The organism is Streptomyces sp. NPDC014861, from assembly GCF_043081625.1.
Classification (GTDB): Bacteria; Actinomycetota; Actinomycetes; order Streptomycetales; family Streptomycetaceae; genus Streptomyces.
The window spans coordinates 321,688-342,884 of the sequence record NZ_JBIBWV010000008.1 but is presented as its reverse complement, the minus strand read 5'-3'; the positions used below and the strand labels follow the sequence as shown (position 1 = coordinate 342,884).

General features: G+C 74.9%; 15 protein-coding genes. 6 read left to right on the top strand and 9 right to left on the bottom strand.

From position 1 onward, the window contains the following. Positions 1-75 precede the first annotated feature (75 nt). Entirely contained in the window at positions 76-1,545 is a 1,470-nt protein-coding gene (locus tag ACF1BN_RS19830; RefSeq protein ID WP_392332859.1) for a helix-turn-helix domain-containing protein, read from the top strand. Between the two features lie 89 nt (positions 1,546-1,634). Here ACF1BN_RS19830 and sucD read toward each other — a convergent pair whose 3' ends face one another. The 6 genes from sucD to ACF1BN_RS19800 form a co-directional block, all read right to left on the bottom strand. Next, complete coding sequence (gene sucD / locus ACF1BN_RS19825) at positions 1,635-2,519, bottom strand: succinate--CoA ligase subunit alpha (protein ID WP_392332858.1); 885 nt, start codon at positions 2,517-2,519, stop codon at positions 1,635-1,637. A gap of 21 nt (positions 2,520-2,540) precedes the next feature. Beyond that, positions 2,541-3,719 carry an ADP-forming succinate--CoA ligase subunit beta gene (gene sucC / locus ACF1BN_RS19820; protein ID WP_392332857.1) on the bottom strand — a complete coding sequence of 393 codons (1,179 nt, stop codon included), beginning with the start codon at positions 3,717-3,719 and terminating at the stop codon, positions 2,541-2,543. Positions 3,720-4,136: 417 nt separating this feature from the next. Beyond that, positions 4,137-5,453 carry a VWA domain-containing protein gene (locus tag ACF1BN_RS19815; protein ID WP_392332856.1) on the bottom strand — a complete coding sequence of 439 codons (1,317 nt, stop codon included), beginning with the start codon at positions 5,451-5,453 and terminating at the stop codon, positions 4,137-4,139. Next, positions 5,450-7,786, bottom strand: a complete 2,337-nt coding sequence (locus ACF1BN_RS19810) for a DUF5682 family protein (RefSeq protein ID WP_392332855.1) — start codon at positions 7,784-7,786, stop codon at positions 5,450-5,452. Before ACF1BN_RS19810 ends, ACF1BN_RS19815 begins: the two co-directional genes overlap by 4 nt. Then, positions 7,783-8,940 (bottom strand): AAA family ATPase, encoded by a 1,158-nt coding sequence (locus ACF1BN_RS19805; protein ID WP_392332854.1) that lies wholly within the window; start codon positions 8,938-8,940, stop codon positions 7,783-7,785. Before ACF1BN_RS19805 ends, ACF1BN_RS19810 begins: the two co-directional genes overlap by 4 nt. 119 nt (positions 8,941-9,059) lie before the next feature. Then, entirely contained in the window at positions 9,060-9,482 is a 423-nt protein-coding gene (locus ACF1BN_RS19800; protein WP_392332853.1) for a hypothetical protein, read from the bottom strand. A gap of 172 nt (positions 9,483-9,654) precedes the next feature. Between ACF1BN_RS19800 and ACF1BN_RS19795 the strand changes: the two genes are divergently transcribed. After that, on the top strand, positions 9,655-10,992 hold the full coding sequence (locus ACF1BN_RS19795; RefSeq protein ID WP_392332852.1) for an SWIM zinc finger family protein: 1,338 nt from the start codon (positions 9,655-9,657) through the stop codon (positions 10,990-10,992). A 271-nt stretch (positions 10,993-11,263) separates the two neighbouring features. Continuing rightward, positions 11,264-12,940 carry a DUF5691 domain-containing protein gene (locus tag ACF1BN_RS19790; protein WP_392332851.1) on the top strand — a complete coding sequence of 559 codons (1,677 nt, stop codon included), beginning with the start codon at positions 11,264-11,266 and terminating at the stop codon, positions 12,938-12,940. 328 nt (positions 12,941-13,268) lie between these two features. On the opposite strand, the gene ACF1BN_RS19785 is transcribed toward ACF1BN_RS19790, so the two are convergent. After that, a complete protein-coding gene (locus tag ACF1BN_RS19785; protein ID WP_392332850.1) occupies positions 13,269-13,679 on the bottom strand; it encodes a cobalamin B12-binding domain-containing protein in 411 nt (136 codons plus the stop codon). A gap of 302 nt (positions 13,680-13,981) precedes the next feature. Here ACF1BN_RS19785 and ACF1BN_RS19780 point away from each other — a divergent pair, with 302 nt between their 5' ends. Together ACF1BN_RS19780 and ACF1BN_RS19775 are read left to right on the top strand one after the other, a co-directional pair. Then, on the top strand, positions 13,982-14,818 hold the full coding sequence (locus tag ACF1BN_RS19780; RefSeq protein WP_392332849.1) for an esterase/lipase family protein: 837 nt from the start codon (positions 13,982-13,984) through the stop codon (positions 14,816-14,818). A 240-nt stretch (positions 14,819-15,058) separates the two neighbouring features. Further along, complete coding sequence (locus ACF1BN_RS19775; protein ID WP_392332848.1) at positions 15,059-16,627, top strand: peptidoglycan DD-metalloendopeptidase family protein; 1,569 nt, start codon at positions 15,059-15,061, stop codon at positions 16,625-16,627. Between the two features lie 64 nt (positions 16,628-16,691). On the opposite strand, the gene pcrA is transcribed toward ACF1BN_RS19775, so the two are convergent. After that, a complete protein-coding gene (gene pcrA, locus ACF1BN_RS19770; RefSeq protein WP_392332847.1) occupies positions 16,692-19,163 on the bottom strand; it encodes a DNA helicase PcrA in 2,472 nt (823 codons plus the stop codon). A gap of 134 nt (positions 19,164-19,297) precedes the next feature. After that, positions 19,298-19,651, bottom strand: a complete 354-nt coding sequence (locus ACF1BN_RS19765) for a hypothetical protein (RefSeq protein WP_392332846.1) — start codon at positions 19,649-19,651, stop codon at positions 19,298-19,300. Between the two features lie 344 nt (positions 19,652-19,995). Here ACF1BN_RS19765 and ACF1BN_RS19760 point away from each other — a divergent pair, with 344 nt between their 5' ends. Beyond that, complete coding sequence (locus ACF1BN_RS19760) at positions 19,996-21,129, top strand: NlpC/P60 family protein (protein ID WP_392332845.1); 1,134 nt, start codon at positions 19,996-19,998, stop codon at positions 21,127-21,129. Positions 21,130-21,197 lie beyond the last annotated feature (68 nt).

The window sequence follows — 21,197 nt, the reverse complement described above, 5'->3', positions numbered from 1 at the left end:
AAACATCCGTTGTGTCGCTCAAGATACGTTTATGTACTTTTCCGCCCAGAGATGTGCTGCGGGAGGTCGACGCCGATGAGCCAGACGAGCCGGGGCGGCGACACCGCGCCCCCCTCCACCGCCCCATCGCTGCCGACGCCGAAGGAGCGGCGCAGACTCCGCGAGGCGCTCTCCCTGAGCGAGGAGCAGGTCGCCGAGGCCATGGGCGTCACGAAGGCCACGGTCAAGGCATGGGAGACCGGCCGTTCGTCCCCCCGCGGCCGCAAGCGCGAGGCGTACACCAAGCTGCTCACCGGCACGGCCCAGGCGGCGCCGTCCGAACCGGCCGCACCGACCGAACCGGCGGCGCCGTCCGGGCGGGCCACGCCGTCCGAGCCGGCCGCAGCGTCCGGGCGTGCCATGTCGTCCGAGCGGGCCACGCCGTCCGAGCGGGACGCCGGGACCGACCGGGCCGGCCGGGCCGACCGGGCCGAGGGGCGGCCCCCCGCGCCGCCCACCGCTCCGGCCTCCACCCCCGCCACGTCGAACGTGCGGCCCAAGGCCGCCGCCAAACGAGCCGCGAAGCCCCCCAGGGCCCCCTCCCCCGCGCGCTCGATCACCCCCACCGGCCGTCGCCCGAAGCCGGAGCCCAGGTCCGGGTCCGCGCCCGCGCCCACCCCGGACTCCCCGCAGGCACCCACCCCGGAGTCCGCGCACGCGTCCACGCCGGCGTCCGCGCCCGAGGCCGCCGGTACGCGGCCCCCCGCCCTCACTCCCGAGCAGGCGTTCGACGCCTTGTACGGGTACGCGGCCCCCGGACTCGTCCATCAGACCTCTCTGCTGACCGGGCGCCACCGGCTCTCCCAGGAGGCCGTCGAGCACGCCTTCCACCACGCGTGGGAGCACTGGCCCGAGGTCGCCGTGGACCCCGACCCGGTCGGCTGGGTGCGGGCGGCGGCGTACGAGTACGCCCTCTCCCCCTGGCACCGGCTGCGCCGCGCCCACAAGCACCCCGACGCCCCGCCCGCCGAGGCCGGCCGGCGGGCGCTGCTCGGCGCGCTGCTCGACCTGCCGGCCCCGTACCGGCGGACCCTGCTGCTCTACGACGGGCTCGGGCTCGACCTGCCCGAGACGGCCGCCGAGACGGAGGCCAGCACCCCGGCCGCCGCCAACCGGCTGCTGTTCGCGCGCGAGGAGATCGGCCGGGCCGTGCCGGAGCTCGCGGAGCCCGAGGCACTCCAGCGGCGGCTCGGCGCGCTGGTCACGGAGGCGCCGCCGGTGGCGCTCCCCGGGGCGCGCACGATCCGCGGCGGCAGCGAGCGGCGGACCCGGCTGATGACCCGGACGGTGGCCGGCGCGACGGCGGTCCTCATCGGGCTCACGGCCGTCTCGGCGTGGACGGCGCCGACCCGCTACATCCCGGACGTCGCGCCCGGGCAGGTCGTGAACGGCGTCCCGGTGCGCGGCGGGCCGCAGAAGCTCGGCGAGGAGGACGTGGAGCTGCGCGACAGGCTGCGCTCCGAGCCGAACCCGGGCCCGGAGCGGCTGATCCCGGCCGCGCAGTAGTCCGTCCCGTACACGCGCGTGGGCCCCGCCCTCCGGTCTCCCGGGGGGCGGGGCCCACGTGCCTACGGCCTGTCAGGCGGCGCCGTGCGTCAGCCCGCGAGGATGGCGCGCGCCAGCTTGGCGGTCTCGGTGGGGGTCTTGCCGACCTTCACACCGGCGGCCTCCAGGGCCTCCTTCTTCGCCTGGGCGGTGCCGGAGGAGCCGGAGACGATGGCGCCGGCGTGGCCCATGGTCTTGCCCTCGGGCGCGGTGAAGCCCGCGACGTAGCCGACGACCGGCTTGGTGACGTTGGCCTTGATGAAGTCGGCCGCACGCTCCTCGGCGTCGCCGCCGATCTCGCCGATCATGACGATGAGGTCGGTCTCCGGGTCGGCCTCGAAGGCCGCCAGGGCGTCGATGTGCGTGGTGCCGATGACCGGGTCGCCACCGATGCCGACGGCGGAGGAGAAGCCGATGTCACGGAGCTCGTACATCATCTGGTACGTCAGCGTGCCGGACTTCGAGACGAGGCCGATGCGGCCCGGCTTCGTGATGTCGCCCGGGATGATGCCGGCGTTCGACTGGCCCGGGGTGATGAGGCCGGGGCAGTTCGGGCCGATGAGGCGGGTCTTGTTGCCCTTCTCCACGGCGTACGCGTAGAACGCGGCGGAGTCGTGGACGGCGATGCCCTCGGTGATGACGACGGCGAGGGGGATCTCGGCGTCGATCGCCTCGACGACGGCGGCCTTGGCGAAGGCCGGCGGCACGAAGAGGACCGAGACGTTGGCGCCGGTCTCCTTCATGGCCTCGGCGACGGTGCCGTAGACCGGGACCTCGGTGCCGTCGAAGTCGACCTTCTGGCCGGCCTTGCGCGGGTTCACGCCGCCGACGATGTTGGTGCCGTCACCCAGCATGAGCTTGGTGTGCTTCATGCCCGTGGCACCGGTCATGCCCTGGACGATGACCTTGCTGTCCTTGTTGAGGAAGATAGCCATGGCTGTTCTGTCCCTCTTCCCTTACTTCGCGGCCGCGAGCTCGGCGGCCTTGTCGGCCGCGCCGTCCATGGTGTCCACGCGCTGCACGAGCGGGTGGTTGGCGTCCGACAGGATCTTGCGACCCAGCTCCGCGTTGTTGCCGTCGAGACGGACGACGAGCGGCTTGGTGACCTCTTCGCCCTTCGAGGCGAGGAGCTCCAGGGCCTGCACGATGCCGTTGGCGACCTCGTCACAGGCGGTGATGCCGCCGAAGACGTTGACGAACACGGACTTGACGTCCGCGTCGCCGAGGATGATCTCCAGGCCGTTCGCCATGACCTCGGCGGAGGCGCCGCCGCCGATGTCGAGGAAGTTGGCCGGCTTCACGCCGCCGTGGTTCTCACCGGCGTACGCGACGACGTCCAGGGTCGACATGACCAGGCCGGCGCCGTTGCCGATGATGCCGACCTCGCCGTCGAGCTTGACGTAGTTGAGGCCCTTGGCCTTGGCGGCGGCCTCCAGCGGGTTGGCCGCGGCCTTGTCCTCCAGGGCCTCGTGCTCCGGCTGGCGGAAGTCGGCGTTCTCGTCGAGCGAGACCTTGCCGTCGAGGGCCAGGATGCGCCCGTCCTTGGTCTTCACCAGCGGGTTGACCTCGACGAGGAGGGCGTCCTCGGCGACGAAGGTGTCCCACAGGGTGACCAGGACCTCGGCGACGCCCTCGGCGACCTCGGCCGGGAACTTCGCCAGGGCGACGATCTCGCGGGCCTTCTCCAGGGTGACGCCGTCGTTGGCGTTGACCGGGACCTTCGCGAGGGCCTCGGGGGTCTTCTCCGCGACCTCCTCGATGTCCATGCCGCCCTGCACCGAGGCCATGGCCAGGAAGGTGCGGTTGGTGCGGTCGAGGAGGTACGAGACGTAGTACTCCGCCTCGATCTCCGGGGACAGCTCGGCGATCATCACCTTGTGGACCGTGTGGCCCTTGATGTCCATGCCCAGGATGTCCGTCGCGCGGGCGACGGCCTCGTCCGGGGTGGCGGCGAGCTTGACGCCGCCGGCCTTGCCGCGGCCGCCGACCTTCACCTGGGCCTTGACGACCGACTTGCCGCCAAGACGCTCGGTGGCCTCGCGCGCCGCCTCAGGCGTGTCGATGACTTCACCGGCCAGCACCGGTACACCGTGCTTGGCGAAGAGGTCCCTCGCCTGGTACTCGAACAGGTCCACGCGCGTCCCTTTTCTAGATGATCGCGGTTCGTTGTCTGCGTGGGCGTGCCGCGGAGGGCAACGTGACTGCGCTGTCACTAGGGAGGCGTACACGGTGTCCGTGGACGCGGCATGTCCGTCTCGCAGGTTATCCCCGTGGGACCTGGGTCCCTAAATCGCAGATCACAACCGAGCGGTGATACGGGTCACAGAACGTAGGGGCGGCAGGGCTTTCCGTGGGCATCGACCCGCCCCCCTGCGGGGCCCAGGGGGCAGGCGGGAGGCGGGGGTTGCGCCCCTCACGCCACGCCGCTGCGGAGAGTGAGGGGCGCCCCGTCACGTGTGTGATATGGGCCTCAGTGGGGCGGGGACGCCCGTCCGGGTGGCCGGGCGACGACGGATTCCGCACGGCGCGGCGGCCGGCCCGCCGGACGCCGCTCAGACGGTGTCCGGGATCGGCAGCGGCCGCTTCTCCAGGGCGGCGGCCATCACCTCGGGGAAGAGGTCGGGGGTGCAGGCGAAGGCGGGTGCGCCGAGGGCGGCGAGCGCGGCGGCGTGATCGCGGTCGTAGGCGGGGGCGCCCTCGTCGGAGAGGGCGAGCAGGGCGACGAACTGGACCCCGGAGGCCTTCATCGCGGCGACCCGCTTCAGCATCTCGTCGCGGATGCCGCCCTCGTAGAGGTCGCTGACGAGGACGACGACGGTGTCGGCGGGGCGGGTGATCCGCGACTGGCAGTGGGCGAGCGCGCGGTTGATGTCGGTGCCGCCGCCGAGCCGGGTGCCGAAGAGGACGTCGACGGGGTCGTCGATCACGTCGGTGAGGTCCACGACGGAGGTGTCGAAGACGACGAGCCGGGTGGCGACGGAGGGGAGGGAGGCGAGGACGGCGCCGAAGACGGAGGCGTACACGACGGAGGCGGCCATCGAGCCGGACTGGTCGATGCAGAGCACCACCTCCTTGCGGACCGCCCGGGAGGCGCGGCCGTGTCCGACCAGCCGCTCGGGGACGACCGTGCGGTGCTCGGGGAGGTAGTTCCGCAGGTTGGCCCGCAGGGTGCGGTCCCAGTCGATGTCCCGGTGGCGGGGGCGGCTGATCCGGGCGGAGCGGTCGAGGGCGCCGGTGACGGTCGCCCTGGTACGGCTCGCGAGCCGGGCCTCCAGGTCGGCGACGACCTTGCGGACCACGGCCCTCGCGGTCTCCCGGGTGGTCTCCGGCAGCGCCTGGTGGAGCGACAGCAGGGTGCCGACGAGATGGACGTCGGGCTCGACGGCCTCCAGCATCTCGGGCTCCAGGAGGAGCGAGGCGAGACCGAGCCGGTCGATGGCGTCGCGCTGCATGACCTGCACGACGGAGGTGGGGAAGTAGGCGCGGATGTCGCCGAGCCAGCGGGCCACGGAGGGCGCGGAGCCGCCGAGCCCGCCCCTGCGCTCGCCGCCGTCCTTGCCGTCCCGGCCGTCCCGGCTGTCGTAGAGGGCGGCGAGGGCGGAGTCCATGGCGGCGTCGGTACCGGAGAGGGCGCGTCCGGTGCCCTCGGCTCCGCCGCCGCCGAGGACGAGCCTCCAGCGGCGGAGCCGCTCGTCGGCGGTGGGAGCGGTGGTGGGGGTGGCAATGGGAGTGGTGGGGCCGGGATCGGTGGGGGTGAGGCCGGTGGTGGAGGTGAGGCTGGTGGCGGGGGTGGCGTCGGTGGTGGGGCCGGGAACGGTGGTGGGGGCGGTGGCGGTGGTGGCGGTGGGGGTGGTGGCGGTGGTGCTCATGCGGGGGCCTCCGTACCGAGGACGAGAGCGAGGAGGGGGAGGACCCCGTCGGCCCGCTCCCCGTCGAGGGCGGCGGCGAAGCCGGGGACCGGGACGTCGGGGCCGCCGGCGGCCCCGGGCCCCCGGGCGACGAGCTCGCCCAGGGTGCGCCGCACACCCGGCTCGTACGCCCCGAAGGTGCGCCGCAGCAGGGGCAGGACGTCGGGGAACGCCTCGGCCGGTACGCCGGTGAGCCAGCCGTCGACGAGGGCGAGGAGCCGCTCGTCGTGGACGAGGAGCAGCCCGCCGCCTGCCCCGCCGACGAAGCCGTCGATCCAGTCGGCGGCGTCGGCGGGCGCGGTCCCGGTCGAGAGCGCGAGCCCCATGAGCCGAGCGGTCTCGTCGTCACCGAGCCGCCCTTCGTCCCGCAGAATCCGCACGGCCCTGCCCCGCAGGAGGCCCGCCACCCGCTCCGCTCCGGCGAGGCGCCGCAGGACGCCGGCCCAGCGGGAGGCGAGGGCGTCGGGGTCGGTCGCGCGGGGGGTGGGGAGGAGCGCGAGCGCGATGTGGACGGCGTCGACGCGGTCGCGCATCCGGGCGGCGGCGTCGGTGTCGAGGTGGGCGCAGGCGGGCGGGAGGCCGACGCAGATCCGCTCGGCGAGGCCGGCGGCGACGTCGGCGAGGGCGCCGGTGTCGGTGCCGCGCACGTCGCCGTAGCGCAGGGCGCGGGCGAGGGCGGGGAGCGCGTCGGCGAGGTGGGCCACGTCGGTGTCGAGGGCGGCCCGGTCGGCGAGGGCGCCGAGGACGGTGGGCAGCGCGTCGGCGAGTCCGGCGAGCAGGCACGTCTCGGCGAGGGCGGTGATCTCGCCGAGGGAGTCGGCGGCGAGGGCGCGGGACGCGGTGCGGGCGGTGGCGGCGGCTTCGACGGTGGTGCCCCAGACGCCGGCCTCGGCGACCCGGACGTGCAGCTCGGGCTGCCAGCGCAGCCGCCAGGACTCGCGGAAGGTGCCGGTCCCGGTGCGGCCCGCGGCGGGACCGCCCCAGTCGACGCCGAGGAGCCGGAGCCGGTGCAGGAGGCGGCTGCGGGCGGCGTCCGTCCCGCCGCGGAGGTCGAGGTCGAGCTCGCGCTCCGCGGCCTCGGGCTTGAGGCGCAGCGAGCGCTGGAGGCGGTTCAGGTCGCGCTGGAGCGGGACGGCGGGCGCGGCGGCCGGGACCTCGCCGAGGACGTCGCCGACGACGAGCCGGTCCCGGACGAGGGCGAGCGGCACGTCGGAGCCCTCGCAGAGGACGGCCCGGACGGCGTCGGTGGTCTCGGCGAGGCCGGGTCGGGGCCGGCCGCGCAGGGCGGCGAGGGCCTCCGCGAGGCGGACGGCCTCGATGACGTGGGCGGAGGAGACGGGGTGGTCGGCCTCGCGGAGGAGTCCGGCGACCTTGGTCATCCAGCGCTCGACGGGCCGGTCGGGGGCGGCGTACAGGTGCCCGTACCAGCCGGGGGACTCGATCCCGGCGCCGTATCCGGAGCGGCGGGCGAGCCGTCGGTGGGTCCACGGGACCCAGGTCAGTTCGGCCTTGACCTTGGGCAGGCCCTTGAGGAGGGCGCGGTCGGCGGTGACCGTGGTCCGCCGGGCGAGGGCGGGGACGTGCCAGGCGCCGCAGACGACGGCGACGGCGTCGCCGAACTCCTTGCGGGCCGCGCGCAGTCCCAGCCTCATGTGGGCCTCGCGGACGAGGTCGCGCGGGTGGCCACCGTGTCCGTACCGCTCGCGGAGGGCGGTCATGGCGTCGGCGAGGGCGGCGAAGGGGGCGAGGGGGTCGGTGTCGCCGCGGAGTTCGACGGCGTCCTCCCACCACTGCTCGGGGTCCTCGTGCCCGGCGGCGCGGGCGAGTTCGGCGAGCGGGTCGACGCGGGCGGCGCCGTCGGCCTCCTCTCCGTCGTCCCAGGTGGGGTCGGCGGCGAGGGTGTGGGAGGCGGGCAGGTCGACGAAGCGGACCGGGACGCCCCGGCCGACGGCCCAGCGGAGGGCGGCCCACTCGGGCGAGAAGGCGGCGAAGGGCCAGAAGGCCGCCCGGCCGGGGTCGTCGACGGCGTGGGCGAGGAGGGCGACGGGCGGCCGCAGCTCCGGGTCCGCGGCGAGGGCGGCGAGCGCGTCGGCCTCGGCGGGTCCTTCGATCAGCACCGCGTCGGGCCGGGCCGCGTCCAGGGCGGCGAGCACCCCGCGCGCGGAGCCGGGCCCGTGGTGCCGCACCCCGAGCAGCAGGGGGCCGGGCGGCCGCCCCGCGGGCTCCGCCGCGGCGGGTGCCGTGGCGGAGGCCGTGGCGGAGGCCGTCGCGGAGGCCGTGGCGAGGGCCGTCATGCGCTCACCTCGCGGCAGGCGCGGTAGAAGTCCTTCCAGCCGTCGCGCTCCCTGACCACGGTCTCCAGGTACTCCTGCCAGACGACCCGGTCGGCGGCCGGGTCGCGGACGACGGCGCCGAGGAGTCCGGCGGCGACGTCGGTGGGGCGCAGCACGCCGTCCCCGAAGTGGGCGGCGAGGGCGAGGCCGCCGGTGACGACGGAGATGGCCTCGGCGGTGGAGAGCGTCCCGGAAGGGGACTTGAGCTTGGTGCGGCCGTCGGCGGTGACGCCGTCGCGCAGTTCGCGGAAGACGGTGACGACCCGCCGGATCTCCTCGACGCCCTCGGGCAGGGCGGGCAGTTCGAGGGAGCGGCCGAGCTGCTCCACCCGGCGGGCGACGATGTCGACCTCGTCCTCGGGGGTCGCGGGCAGCGGCAGCACCACGGTGTTGAAGCGTCGGCGGAGCGCGCTGGAGAGGTCGTTGACCCCCCGGTCGCGGTCGTTGGCGGTGGCGATGAGGTTGAAGCCGGGGACGGCCTGGACCTCCTCGCCGAGCTCGGGGACGGGCAGGGTCTTCTCGGACAGGATCGTGATGAGCGTGTCCTGCACGTCGGCGGGGATGCGGGTGAGCTCCTCGACGCGTGCGGTCATGCCCTGGTCCATGGCGCGCATGACGGGGCTGGGGACGAGGGCGGCGCGGCTGGGGCCCTCGGCGAGCAGCCGGGCGTAGTTCCACCCGTAGCGGATGGCTTCCTCGGGGGTGCCGGCGGTGCCCTGGACGAGGAGGGTGGAGTCGCCGCTGACGGCGGCCGCGAGGTGCTCGGAGACCCAGGTCTTGGCGGTGCCGGGGACGCCGAGGAGCAGGAGGGCGCGGTCGGTGGCGAGGGTGGTGACGGCGACCTCGACGAGGCGGCGGGGGCCGACGTACTTGGGTGTGATCACGGTGCCGTCGGGGAGCGTGCCGCCGAGCAGGTAGGTGGCGACGGCCCAGGGCGAGAGGCGCCAGCGGGCGGGCCGGGGGCGGTCGTCGGCGGCGGCGAGCGCGGAGAGTTCGTGGGCGAAGGCGTCCTCGGCGTGGGGCCGGAGGGCCTCGGCGGCGGGCCGCGGCCGGCCCGGGCCGGTGTCCGTCACGGCACCGGCGCCGGGCTGCGGGATGGTTGCGGGCACGGTCATGGATCCCCCTCCAGATCGTTCGACCTGTTGTGCGATCCACGGTGCACCACGCCACTGACAATCGACCGCCGTCGCGGGTCGGGGCGGGTGCGCGTGCCCGAAGGGTGTTTCGGGAGGGGTCAGTTGAAGACCGGGGAGACGGCGACGCAGCCGCCGGCCATGGCCGTCTCGCCCTTGGCCTCCTTGAGGACCTTGCCCTGGTAGACGACCTTGCAGGTGAGGTCGGCGGGGTGGGTGGAGACCGGCATGACGGCGGGCGGCATGATGCCGTGCAGCTTCACGGTCCTGGTCCACGGCGCGGTGGGCTTCTTCTCGCTCTCGACCTTCGGCTGCGTCGCGGTGCCGTCGCCCGCGTGGTAGTCGATGGACAGCAGGTCCGAGCCGGTGACCTCGTAGGTCACCTCGTAGCTCTCGACGACGGCCTTGTCGATCTGGTCGGCGGCCTTGTCGGCCGCCTCGGAACAGGCACCGAGCCCGAGCGCGAGGCCGGTGGCGGCGAGGGCCGAGACGGCGGCGCGGACGGTTCGGACGGTGCGGCTCATGGTGGTACTCCCCCTGCACGGTGGTGCGGTCGTGGAGGTCGCGCGCTGGTTCGCGCGGCCTCGCGCACAGCACCGTAAAGGACCGGTAAAGCCGCCGTGCCGCCGGGGCGGCTTCCGGAGCGGAACGCCCAGGTCAACCGCATTGTCAGTGGCGGAGATTACCGTCAGGTACATGAATGCCATGGGGGTGCGCAGGACGGCTGAGCAGGTGCTGGCGCTGGCTCCTGACGAGGCCTCGCGCAGAGCGGGGAGCAGGCTCGGCGCGGCCGGGCCGTGGAGCGGCACGGGCGGCGCCGGGGGCGTCGTCTGGGGGCAGTGCGCGGGCAGTGGCGGCACGCCGTACCGGACGGTCGTGGACACGGCCGGACCGGCGTACTCGTGCAGCTGCCCGAGCCGGAAGTCCCCGTGCAAGCACGCGCTCGGACTGCTGCTGCGGGCGGCGGACGGCGCGGCCGTCCCGGACGGGGCCGAACCGCCCGACTGGGCCGCCCGCTGGCTCTCGGCCCGCCGGGCCCGGATCGCGGGGGCCGCGCGCAGGGCGGAGGGCGGCCCGCCGGCCGACCAGGAGGCCGCCCGCCGGCGCGCGGAGCGGCGGGCGGCCCGGGTGACGGCGGGCGCGGAGGAGCTGGAGCGGCGGCTCGCGGATCTGGTGCGCGGCGGTCTCGCGGCGGCCGGACAGCGGGGGTACGGCCTCTGGGAGGAGACCGCGGCCCGCATGGTGGACGCGCAGGCTCCCGGGCTCGCGGGCCGGGTCCGCGAGCTGGGCGCGATACCGGGCTCGGGCCCGGGGTGGCCGGTGCGCCTCCTGGAGGAGTGCGCGCTCACCCATCTCCTGGACCGCGCGTGGCTGGCCGCGGACCGGCTGCCCGCCCCGCTGGCGGCGACGGTGCGCACCCGCGTCGGACTGCCCTCGGTCCCGGGCGGCACGGCGGTGCGCGACCGGTGGCTGGTCCTCGCCCAGTACGACAGCGGGGACGGCCGGCTGACGACCCGCCGGATCTGGCTGTACGGCGCGGAGAGCGGTCGTACGGCGCTGCTGCTCTCCTTCGGCGCGGCCGGCCGCGCGCCTGCCCTCGCGCTGCCCGTCGGCGCCGTGGTGGACGGCGAGCTGACCCCGCACGCGGGTTCCGGGCAGCTCCGCGCGGAGCCCGGCGAGGTGCTGCTCCCGGCCGCCGGACCCGCGTCACCGCCGCCGGGCGGACCGGTGGGCGCGGCGCTGGACGCGTACGGGCGGGCGCTGCGCGAGGACCCGTGGCTGGACTCCTGGCCGGTGACGCTCGCCCGGGTCGTGCCGGCGCGGGCGGAGTACGGCTGGCAACTCGCCGACGCGGACGGCGCGGAGGCCCTGCCGCTGACCGGCGGCGACCGCTCGCGCCCCGGCCTGTGGCGGCTCCTCGCGCTCTCGGGCGGGGCCCCTGTGACGGTCTTCGGCGAGTGCGGCCACCGCGGCTTCACGCCCTTGGCCGCCTGGTCCCCCGACGCCCCTTCGGAACCGGTCCCCCTCCTGTGAGGCGGGGACGGACCCGTGCCCGTCCGCCGCGCCGCCGGAGGCGGGCCGTCCGATGACCGCCCGCCGCCGATCTCCCCCTCCCGTGACCGCCGAACCCGCCGCCCTTCCCTCTCCTGTGACCGCCGAACCCGCCACCCTTCGCCCCTCGCCCCTCGCCCCTCGCCCTTGCGACAACCGAACCCGCCACCCTCCCCCTCCTGTGACCGCCTGCCGTCGCCCTTCCCCGTCCGATGCCCGCGCCAGCGGGCGAGACCGCGCCCGAGGAGTGCCCGTGCCGACCACCGAACCGCAGCCCGACTTCCAGCCGACCGCCGTGCCGCCCGCCCCCGAGGACGTGCCGGTGCCGGGGGATCCAGCGTGGGAGCAGCTGGTGTCGGCGGCGCTGCTCGGGACGGATCGGCGGCCGGCGGCGGGGGCCCGGGGGGACGAGGCTGCCGGGGCGCTCCTGGACGCCGCGGCGCGGCGGACGCTGCGGCGGCGGGCGGGGCTGCGGCCCGGCGCCGCCGCCGTACCGCCCGCGCCCGCGCCGGAGGACCCGCGGCCCGCTCTGCCCGAGGCGGCCCGCCGCCGGCTCGACGGGCTGCTCGCGGGGCGGGCCGCGCCCGCCCCGGCGGGCGGGCGCCGGGGCACGGCGCCGGACCTCGCCGAGCTGTTGCCGCAGTGGCTCGCCCTGGCCGGCGAGCGCGGCTTCAAGGCGCCGCCCGCCGCGCTGCCGGCGCTGCTCGACGCGGCCAGAGCGCGCACCGATCTGCGGGCGCAGGCACTGGCGTTCGCCGGACCGCGCGGGCTGTGGCTGGCGGGGCTGAACCCGGAGTGGCGCTTCGCGCTGCGGGGTGGCGGGGCGGGCGGCTCGCTGCCGGACCCTGGGGACGCGGAGAAGGTGCGGGAGCTGTGGGAGGAGGGCCTGTTCGCCGAGCGGGTCGCGCTGCTCGGGGCCGTACGGGCGAAGGATCCGGCGGCGGCGCGGGCGCTGCTCGCGGGGAGCTGGACCGGCGAGCGGGCCGAGGACCGGCTGATGTTCCTGGACTCGCTGCGCGCGGGACTGTCGGCGGCGGACGAGGAGTTCCTGGAGGCGGCGCTCGCCGACCGCAGCCGGAACGTCCGGGCGACCGCCGCCGAGCTGCTCTCCGCCCTGCCCGGTTCGGCGCTCGCGGGCCGCATGGCGGACCGGGCGGTGACCTGTGTGGGCCTGGACCGGACGGCGTCCGTGCTGACGGTCGTCGTCGAGGCCCCGCACGAGTGCGACGAGGACATGCGGCGGGACGGCGTGACGGCGGTGCCCCCGTCGGGGCGGGGCGAGCGGTCCTGGTGGCTGGGGCAGCTGGTGGAGGCGGCGCCGCTGGCCTGCTGGCCGGCCCGGTTCGGCGGGCGGACGCCGGAGGAGATCGTGGCGCTGCCGGTCGCGGACGACTGGCAGGCGGAGCTGCACGCGGCCTGGTGCCGGGCGGCCGTACGCCAGCGTGACGCGGCCTGGTCGCGGGCGCTGCTCGGCGCCCCGTCGACGCCGCCGGCGACGGGTCCCGGCACGTCGTCGCTGGCCGAGCGGGCGCAGCTGCTGGCGACGCTCGATCCGGCGGAGCGGGCCGGGTGGGTGGCGGCGTTCGTGGCGGCGCACGGCCTGTCGGAGGCGTTCCAGCTGCTCGGGGTCTGCGCGGTGCCGTGGGCGGAACCGCTGGGCGAGGCGGTGATCGACGCGCTGGACATCGCGCGGGACGCGGGCAGCTACCCGTGGAGCTTCAGCGGCGTGATGGGCCTCGCGGAGCGGTGCCTCTCCCCCGCGGCCGCCCGTCATCTGGAGGCGCTGGCCGCGGCGGCCCCGGAGGCCGAGGACGCCTCGCCGGGCGCGGGGGCGTACTGGTCCGAGGCCTTCCAGCGGCTGGTGGCGACGCTGGACCTCCGCGCCCGTATCCGCGCGGAGCTGGACATCGCCCCGGCGGAGGCGGCCTGAGGGGCCCGCGGCGGTACGGGAACGGCCGGGAGCCCGTCGGAAGGGGCTCCCGGCCGTTCCGGGCGTGGTGCGGGATGCGGACGCGGGTGAGGGTGCGGGCACGGCTGAGGGTGCGGAACCGGGCGCAGGAGCGGGTGCGGGCGCGGAACCGGGCGCGGCCCCCGGTCGCACGCCGGGCGGATCGGACGACCGGAAGACTCACGCGGGCCAGGCAGCCGGGCAGCTCACGCGGGCCACGCGGCCGGGCGGGTCGCACCGGCCACACGGCCGGGCAGCTCACACAAGTCACACGGCCGGGCAGCTCACACAGGCAACGCGGCCGGGCGGGTCACGCGGCCGTCGTGCGGACGTTCGCGTTGACCCATGCGACGATCGACGCGGTCGTGGCGCCCGGCGTGAAGATCTCCGCGACGCCCTTCTCCTTCAGCGGCGGGATGTCCGCGTCGGGGATGATGCCGCCGCCGAAGACCTTGATGTCCTCCGCGTCGCGCTCCTTGAGGAGCTCGATCACCTTGACGAAGAGCGTGTTGTGCGCGCCCGAGAGGATCGACAGGCCGATCGCGTCGGCGTCCTCCTGGATCGCGGTGTCGACGATCTGCTCGGGCGTCTGGTGCAGCCCGGTGTAGATCACCTCCATGCCGGCGTCGCGCAGGGCACGCGCGATGACCTTGGCCCCGCGATCGTGGCCGTCGAGACCCGGCTTGGCGACGACCACGCGGATCGGACCGGTCACACCCATCACTGCCTCCACATGCGACCCCCGCGCGTCTTTGCCGGGGAGGTGAACGAACGTTATCGACAGCATCCCGCAACGGGCCGTTTCGCGGAGCCCGTCGAGGGGGAAATCACACGTGGGACACGTTCGTTCCGTGACCTGCTCCGCTCCGGGCCCTCCTCCTGGGCCCTCCAGCCGCCCGCGGGGCCGGTCGCGCAAGGAGCCGCGACGCCGGTCGCCGGGCCCCGTGCCGTCGTCCGTACGGCACGGGGCCCGGCGGTCCGGTGCACCGCCCGGCGCCATGTGCCGCACACGGGAGGTCGGCGATGGAGCTCGCCAAGGTCACCGCCCTGATGAAGGCCACCGCCCTCGAGGTCGCGATCCTCACCGGCCGCCTCGTCCTCTACCCCTCGGGCATCGTCTCCGGGCGCCGCGCCCCCGGCGTACCGTCCGCTCCCTCCGCCGACGCCCCGGCGGACGCCCTCTCGACCGTTCCGGGCCGGGCCGGCGGCGGGCGTCCGGTCGTGCTGCTGCACGGCTTCGTCGACAACCGCTCCGTCTTCCTGCTGCTGCGCCGGACGCTGGCCCGGCACGGCCGCACCCATGTCGAGTCCTTCGACTACTCGCCGTTCACCTGCGACCTGCGGAGCGCCGCCGAGGCTCTGGGGCGGCGGATCGACGCGATCCGGGAGCGCACCGGGCGGTCCGAGGTGGATCTGGTCGGTCACAGCCTGGGCGGGCTGATCGCCCGCTACTACGTACAGCGCCTGGACGGTGACACGCGGGTGCGGACCCTCGTCATGCTGGGCACCCCGCACGCCGGCACGAAGGTGGCGCCGCTCGCCGACGCCCACCCGCTGGTGCGGCAGATGCGGCCGGGGTCGGAGGTGCTGCGGCAGCTGGCCGGCCCGGCGCCGGGCTGCCGGACCCGGTTCGTGAGCTTCTGGAGCGACCTCGACCAGATCATGGTGCCGGTGGAGACGGCCCGTCTCGACCACCCCGACCTTCTGGTGCACAACGTGCGGGTGAGCGGGATCGGTCATCTCGCGCTGCCGGTCCACCCGACGGTGGCGGCCGGAATCCTGGAGGCGCTGGACGCCGACGAGGGCGGAACGGCGACCGGCGGGGTCGCGACCGGCGAGGGCGCGGCCTCCGTGGCCTGACCGCCACCCCCGCGACACCCCCGACATCGTTTTTCGAACGTCCATCGAACACAAGGCCAAAGCTCTGTGCATGAGCTGGCGAAACACGGCCGATTGCCCGTTTCCTGCGCCCCTCAACCCTTCCGAAGATTGTCGGTCCCGCATACTGCCGGGTACAGTCGCGCCACTGCTTCACCCCCGGGACACCCCCTGTCGGGCCCGCCCCGGACTGGTCCTGCTGCCGAGGCGAGAGAGACGTTGGTGAACGACCAGCACCCCCACGCCGGGTACGCCGGAGACGGCGCCCACACCACCGGCAGTTTCGCGACCGACCCGCTCTTCGGGTCCTGGTCCGACACCGGACAGGCCGGTCACAGCGGCCAGTGGAACCTCGGCCAGTACGCGGCCCCCGGTACGTACGACACGACCGGCGCGTACGAGACGGGCGCCTGGACCACCACCGCGGCGAGCCACGACACGACCGGCCAGTGGGACACCACCGGGCAGTGGGACTCCTCCGCCTGGACCGGGAGCCGGCACTCCGGCGGGTACCAGCAGCCCGAGCAGTACGACACCACCGGCCAGTGGGACGCCTCCGCCTGGACCGAGGCCCAGCACACCGGCCAGTACGAGACCCTCCACTCCGGCGCCTACGCGGCGCAGGGCGCGTTCGGCCACGAGTCGTACGACGCGACCGGCCAGTGGGCCGCCCCCGCCTTCGCGACCGACACCGGCGCCTACGACGCCACCGCCTGGAACCAGGCGCCCGCACAGGCCGAGCCGCTCGTCCCCCAGCAGTACAGCCCCGAGGCCGAACGGATCGACCAGACCTCCGAGTTCGCGTTCCCCTACGAGGCGGAGACGTACGAGCCCGGGCCGGCCGCCCACGAGACCGCCGAGACCGACCTCGACCCCGGCCCGGTCCTCGACCCCGGCCATGCCCACGATCCCGGCCCGGCCCTCGACCTCGACACCGCGATCGAGCTCGACGGGACCGACGGCTCCGCCCTCGCCGCCGAGGTCCCCGTCGACGCCGTCGCGGGCCGGCCCGTGCGCCGCTCCTCCGGCGGCAGCCGCGCCCGGCGACGTACCCCCGCCAAGCGCTCCGCCCTGCTGACCGTCGCCGTCCCCTCCGCCTGCGTCATGGGCGTCGCCGGCATCGCGGCCGCCTCCGTCAGCGGACTCACCGGCGGCGACACCGAGGGCCCGCAGCAGAAGAGCACCACCGCGCTCGCCGCCGCCGACCCGGCCGCCGTGAAGCAGGTCCCGGCCAACACCGCCCTGGACACCCAGCTCAGCGCCCTCGACGCCGACGTCCGCGACTTCGGCGACCGCGCCAGCCGCACCCAGGAGCGCATCGACCTCAAGGCCCGCCAGGCCGCCGAGAAGAAGAAGCGCGAGGAGGAGGCCGCCCGCAAGGAGGCCATGCGCCCCAAGTACATGCTTCCGGTGAAGCTGCACCAGCTCAGCGCCCGCTTCGGCCAGTCCGGCGTCAACTGGATGTCCGTGCACACCGGCATCGACTTCCCCGTGCAGTACGGCACCCCCGTCATGGCCGCGACCGACGGCACCGTCCGCACCCAGTGGAACCCCGCCTACGGCAACATGGCGATCGTGACCGGCGCCAACGGCACCGAGACCTGGTACTGCCACCTCAGCAGCACCAAGATCCGCTGGGGGCAGGTCAAGGCCGGGGACGTCATCGCCTACTCCGGCAACTCCGGCAACTCCACCGGCCCGCACCTCCACTTCGAGGTCCGGCCCGGCGGCGGCTCCGCGATCGACCCGGTGGCCTGGTTCCTCAGCAAGGGCCTCGACCCCACGGGCTGACCCCCACGTCGTACGCGAGGAGGGCCCGGTCCGTCGGACCGGGCCCTCCTCGCGTCCCGCGCGCCTACAGCTTCTCGACCGGCGCGTACCGCAGCAGCAGCCGCTTCGGCTTCTCGTCGCCGAAGTCGATCGTCGCCTGGGCGTCCGAACCGCCGCCCGTCACCGCCAGGACCGTGCCCAGACCGAACTGGTCGTGGGTGACCCGGTCGCCGATCGCCAGCGAGACCACCGGCTTCTCCGCCCCGCCCGCGCGGCGCGTCGCGAAACCGGACGGGCCGGAGCGGGCGCGCGACGAGGAGAGCGAGGACGTCAGCGAGGAGGTGATCCCGGAGGTCGGACCGGCCGGCTTCGCCACCGGACCCGTCCGCTTCCACTCCAGGTACGCGGGCGGGATCTCCTCCAGGAAGCGGGAGGCCGGGTTGTACGAGGGCTGGCCCCAGGCGCTGCGCATCGACGAGCGCGTCAGGTAGAGCCGCTCGCGGGCGCGGGTGATGCCCACGTACGCCAGGCGCCGCTCCTCCTCCAGTTCCTTCGTCTGGCCGAGGGCGCGCATGTGCGGGAAGACGCCGTCCTCCATGCCGGTGAGGAAGACCACCGGGAACTCCAGGCCCTTCGCGGTGTGCAGGGTCATCAGCGTGATGACGCCGGCGCCCTCCTCGTCCTCGTCCGGGATCTGGTCGGAGTCGGCGACCAGCGCCACCTTCTCCAGGAACTCGGCGAGCGTCCCCGCGCCCTCCTCCTCGCCGCGCTCCTGCTCGAACTCCAGCGCCACGGCGGCGAGTTCCTGAAGGTTCTCGATCCGGGTCTCGTCCTGCGGATCGGTCGAGGCCTGGAGCTCGGCGAGGTAGCCGGTGCGCTCCAGGACGGCCTCCAGGACGACGGCGGGGCCCGCGCCGGACTCGGCGATGGTGCGCAGCTCGTCCATGAGGGTGTTGAACCGCTTGACCGCGTTGGCCGAGCGGGCGGCCATGCCGTACGCCTCGTCGACCCGCTTGAGGGCCTGCGGGAAGGTGATCTTCTCGCGCAGCGAGAGGGCGTCGATCATCGCCTCGGCGCGCTCGCCGATGCCGCGCTTGGGCACGTTGAGGATGCGGCGCAGCGGCACGTTGTCCTCGGGGTTGGCGAGGACGCGCAGGTAGGCGAGGACGTCCCGGACCTCCTTGCGCTCGTAGAAGCGCACGCCGCCGACGACCTTGTAGGGCAGGCCGACGCGGATGAAGATCTCCTCGAAGACACGGGACTGGGCGTTGGTCCGGTAGAAGACGGCGACGTCGCCCGCCTTCGCGTCGCCCGCGTCCGTCAGCCGGTCGATCTCGTCGGCGACGAACTGCGCCTCGTCGTGCTCGGTGTCCGCGACGTAGCCGGTGATCTGCGATCCCGCGCCGGCGTTGGTCCACAGGTTCTTGGGGCGCCGCGACTCGTTGCGCTCGATGACGGCGTTGGCCGCGGAGAGGATCGTCTGGGTGGAGCGGTAGTTCTGCTCCAGCAGGATCGTGGTGGCGTCCGGGTAGTCCTCCTCGAACTGGAGGATGTTGCGGATGGTCGCGCCGCGGAAGGCGTAGATCGACTGGTCGGCGTCGCCGACGACGCACAGCTCGGCCGGGCCGAGGTCCTCGTAGCCGGTGCCGACCAGCTCGCGGACGAGGGTGTACTGGGCGTGGTTGGTGTCCTGGTACTCGTCGACGAGGACGTGCCGGAAGCGGCGGCGGTAGTGCTCGGCGACGTCCGGGAACGCCTGGAGCAGGTGGACCGTCGTCATGATGATGTCGTCGAAGTCCAGCGCGTTCGCCTCGCGCAGGCGCGCCTGGTACATCCGGTACGCCTCGGCGAGCGTCTTCTCGAAGCCGTCGGCGGCCTGGTCGGCGAAGGACTCCTCGTCGATCAGCTCGTTCTTCAGGTTGGAGATCTTGGCGCTGAAGGACTTCGGCGGGAACTTCTTCGGGTCGAGGTCCAGGTCGCGGCAGACCAGCGCCATCAGGCGCTTGGAGTCGGCGGCGTCGTAGATCGAGAAGGAGGAGGTGAAGCCGAGCCTCTTCGACTCGCGGCGCAGGATGCGGACGCACGCGCTGTGGAAGGTCATGACCCACATCGCGTTCGCGCGCGGGCCGACCAGCTGCTCGACGCGCTCCTTCATCTCGCCGGCGGCCTTGTTGGTGAAGGTGATCGCCAGTATCTGGCCCGGGTGCACGTGCCGGGTGCCCAGGAGGTGGGCGATGCGGTGGGTGAGGACCCGGGTCTTGCCGGAGCCGGCGCCCGCCACGATGAGCAGCGGGGTGTCGGTGTGGACGACGGCGGCGCGCTGCTGCTCGTTCAGCCCGTCCAGCAGGGCGGCCGGGTCCACGGCGGGGCGGTGGGCGCCGTCGCGGTAGTACGGGTCGCGGGGCGGGGGCGCGTCGAAGTGCTCCCCGAACAGGTCGTGCGGGACCTCCTCCGCGGCCGGGGCGCCGTGCGCGTCGTCCTCGGGAGGGGGCGGGGCGTCCTCCGGGGAGTGGGACTGGAGGCCGGCCAGGAAGCTGTCGTCAAAGAGGCTGCTCATCGCCTCACGAGTCTAGGACGCCGCGCCGACAACCGGGCCCGACTTCTGCGTCCTCCCGGTGTGAGCACGCACACCGGGAGGCCGGGGGACGGGTCCCGGGGCGTCCGGGGCCTGGCTCCAAAGGGCCCCGGGGCTCAGACCCAGAGGGTGGCGATGAAGATGTTCGCCATGGTCAGGCCGCCGACGGCGCCGAAGAGGGACTTGTCGGCCGTCTCGTCGTCGCGCTTGACGTAGACGATCCCGAGGATCACCACGAGGATCGCCAGCTTGATGCCGATCTTGACGTTGTTGACCGTCTGGTCGTCGGCCTGGTTCAGGCCGACGAGCGCGACGCCGGTGACCAGCATGGTCAGCGCGCCGTGCAGCATGGCCGGGTTGAAGCGGGCCGTGCCGGCGCCTATCGCCTTCATCTGGGTGAGGAATCCGCCCAGGAGGGAGGCGATGCCGATGATGTGGAGCGCGACGAAGACATTGATGAGGACGTCCATGGGGCGGAGCCTAACCGGGGCCTTAGCACCGCTTTCCGACCGGGTCCACCCACTCCCCCGCTTCGGTCGCGCGCTCCACGGAATCCATCCCCGACCGCCCCTCCGGGCGACACCGAACGGTCCCTGGGCGTCATCCGGCGCCAATAGCGGTCATCCCGCCGCCGGGGCGTGACCCCCGGGGCTAGCGTCCTGCCCCAGGTGGTCGGCTCCCCACCCCGCCGGTCGCCCGGCGGTGCCGGCCGCCCCCGCCGGAGAACCCCGGCGGCGGCCCGTCTCCCCTGTGCGGTCCGCCGCCGGCCCCGGCCGGCACCGTCCCCCACAGGCAGAGGATGTGACCCGCCCTCGTGGCAGCTCACCGAAAACCCAGGCCGTCCCCGTTCGGCCGCCCCGCGGCCCGCACGGCCGCCACGCTCGCCCTGGCCTCGGCCGCAGGCGCCACCCTCTTCGAGGGGTCGGGGCACGCCGACCCGGCCCGCCCCGACCGCACCCCCGCCCAGGTCAGGGCCGAGATCGACCGGCTGTACCAGGAGGCGGAGGCGGCCACCGAGCGCTACAACGGCGCGAAGGAGCAGGCCACCGCGGCCCGCACCTCCTTCGACGCACTCCGCGACGAGGCCGCCCGCCGCACCGAGCGGCTCAACACCGCCCGCCGGAGCCTCGGAGCCGTCGCCACCGCCCAGTACCGCTCCGGCGGGCTCGACCCCGCCGTTCAGCTCGCCCTCACCTCGGACCCCGACCAGTACCTCCGGCGGGCCGCCCTCGCCGAGAAGGCCGGCGACCGGCAGGCCGCCACGGTCACCGCGGTACGCCGGGAGCTCGCCGCCCTCGCCCAGCTGCGCGCGGAGTCCGCCGGCCGGCTCACGGCGCTGCGCGGCCACGAGACCGAACTGCGTCGCCAGAAGGCCACCGTCCTCGGCAGGCTCACCGCCGCCCGCGAACTCCTCGCCCGGCTCACCGCCGAGGAGCGCGCCCGCTACGAGGCGGCCGTCGCCGCCCGCTCGGGCCCGTCCGCCCCGACGTACGCCACGGCCCGCCCCGGCACCCCGGGCACCCCCGGCACCGGCACCACCGCCCCGGCCGCCCGCGCGGACCGCGCCTCCGGCGACCGGCTCCCGGTGACCGCCGCCACCAGCCACGCCTCGGCGGCCCTCTCCTTCGCCCGCGCCCAGATCGGCAAGCCGTACATCTGGGGCGCCACCGGCCCCGCCGGGTACGACTGCTCCGGGCTCACCCAGGCCGCCTGGCGCGCCGCCGGCGTCTCCCTGCCGCGCACCACGTACACCCAGATCAACGCCGGGCGCCGGGTCTCCCGCTCCGAGCTGGCCCCGGGCGACCTCGTCTTCTTCTACTCCGGGATCAGCCACGTGGGCCTCTACATCGGCGGCGGCCAGATGATCCACGCACCCCGGCCGGGCGCTCCGATCCGGATTGCCCCCATCGACGAAATGCCCTTCGCGGGCGCCACCCGCGTCGCCTGAGCATGTGCCGATCCAGCCCCCAGCCCCCAGTTCCCGGGGTCGGGAGCGGGGTCGGCCCTGAGGCCGGG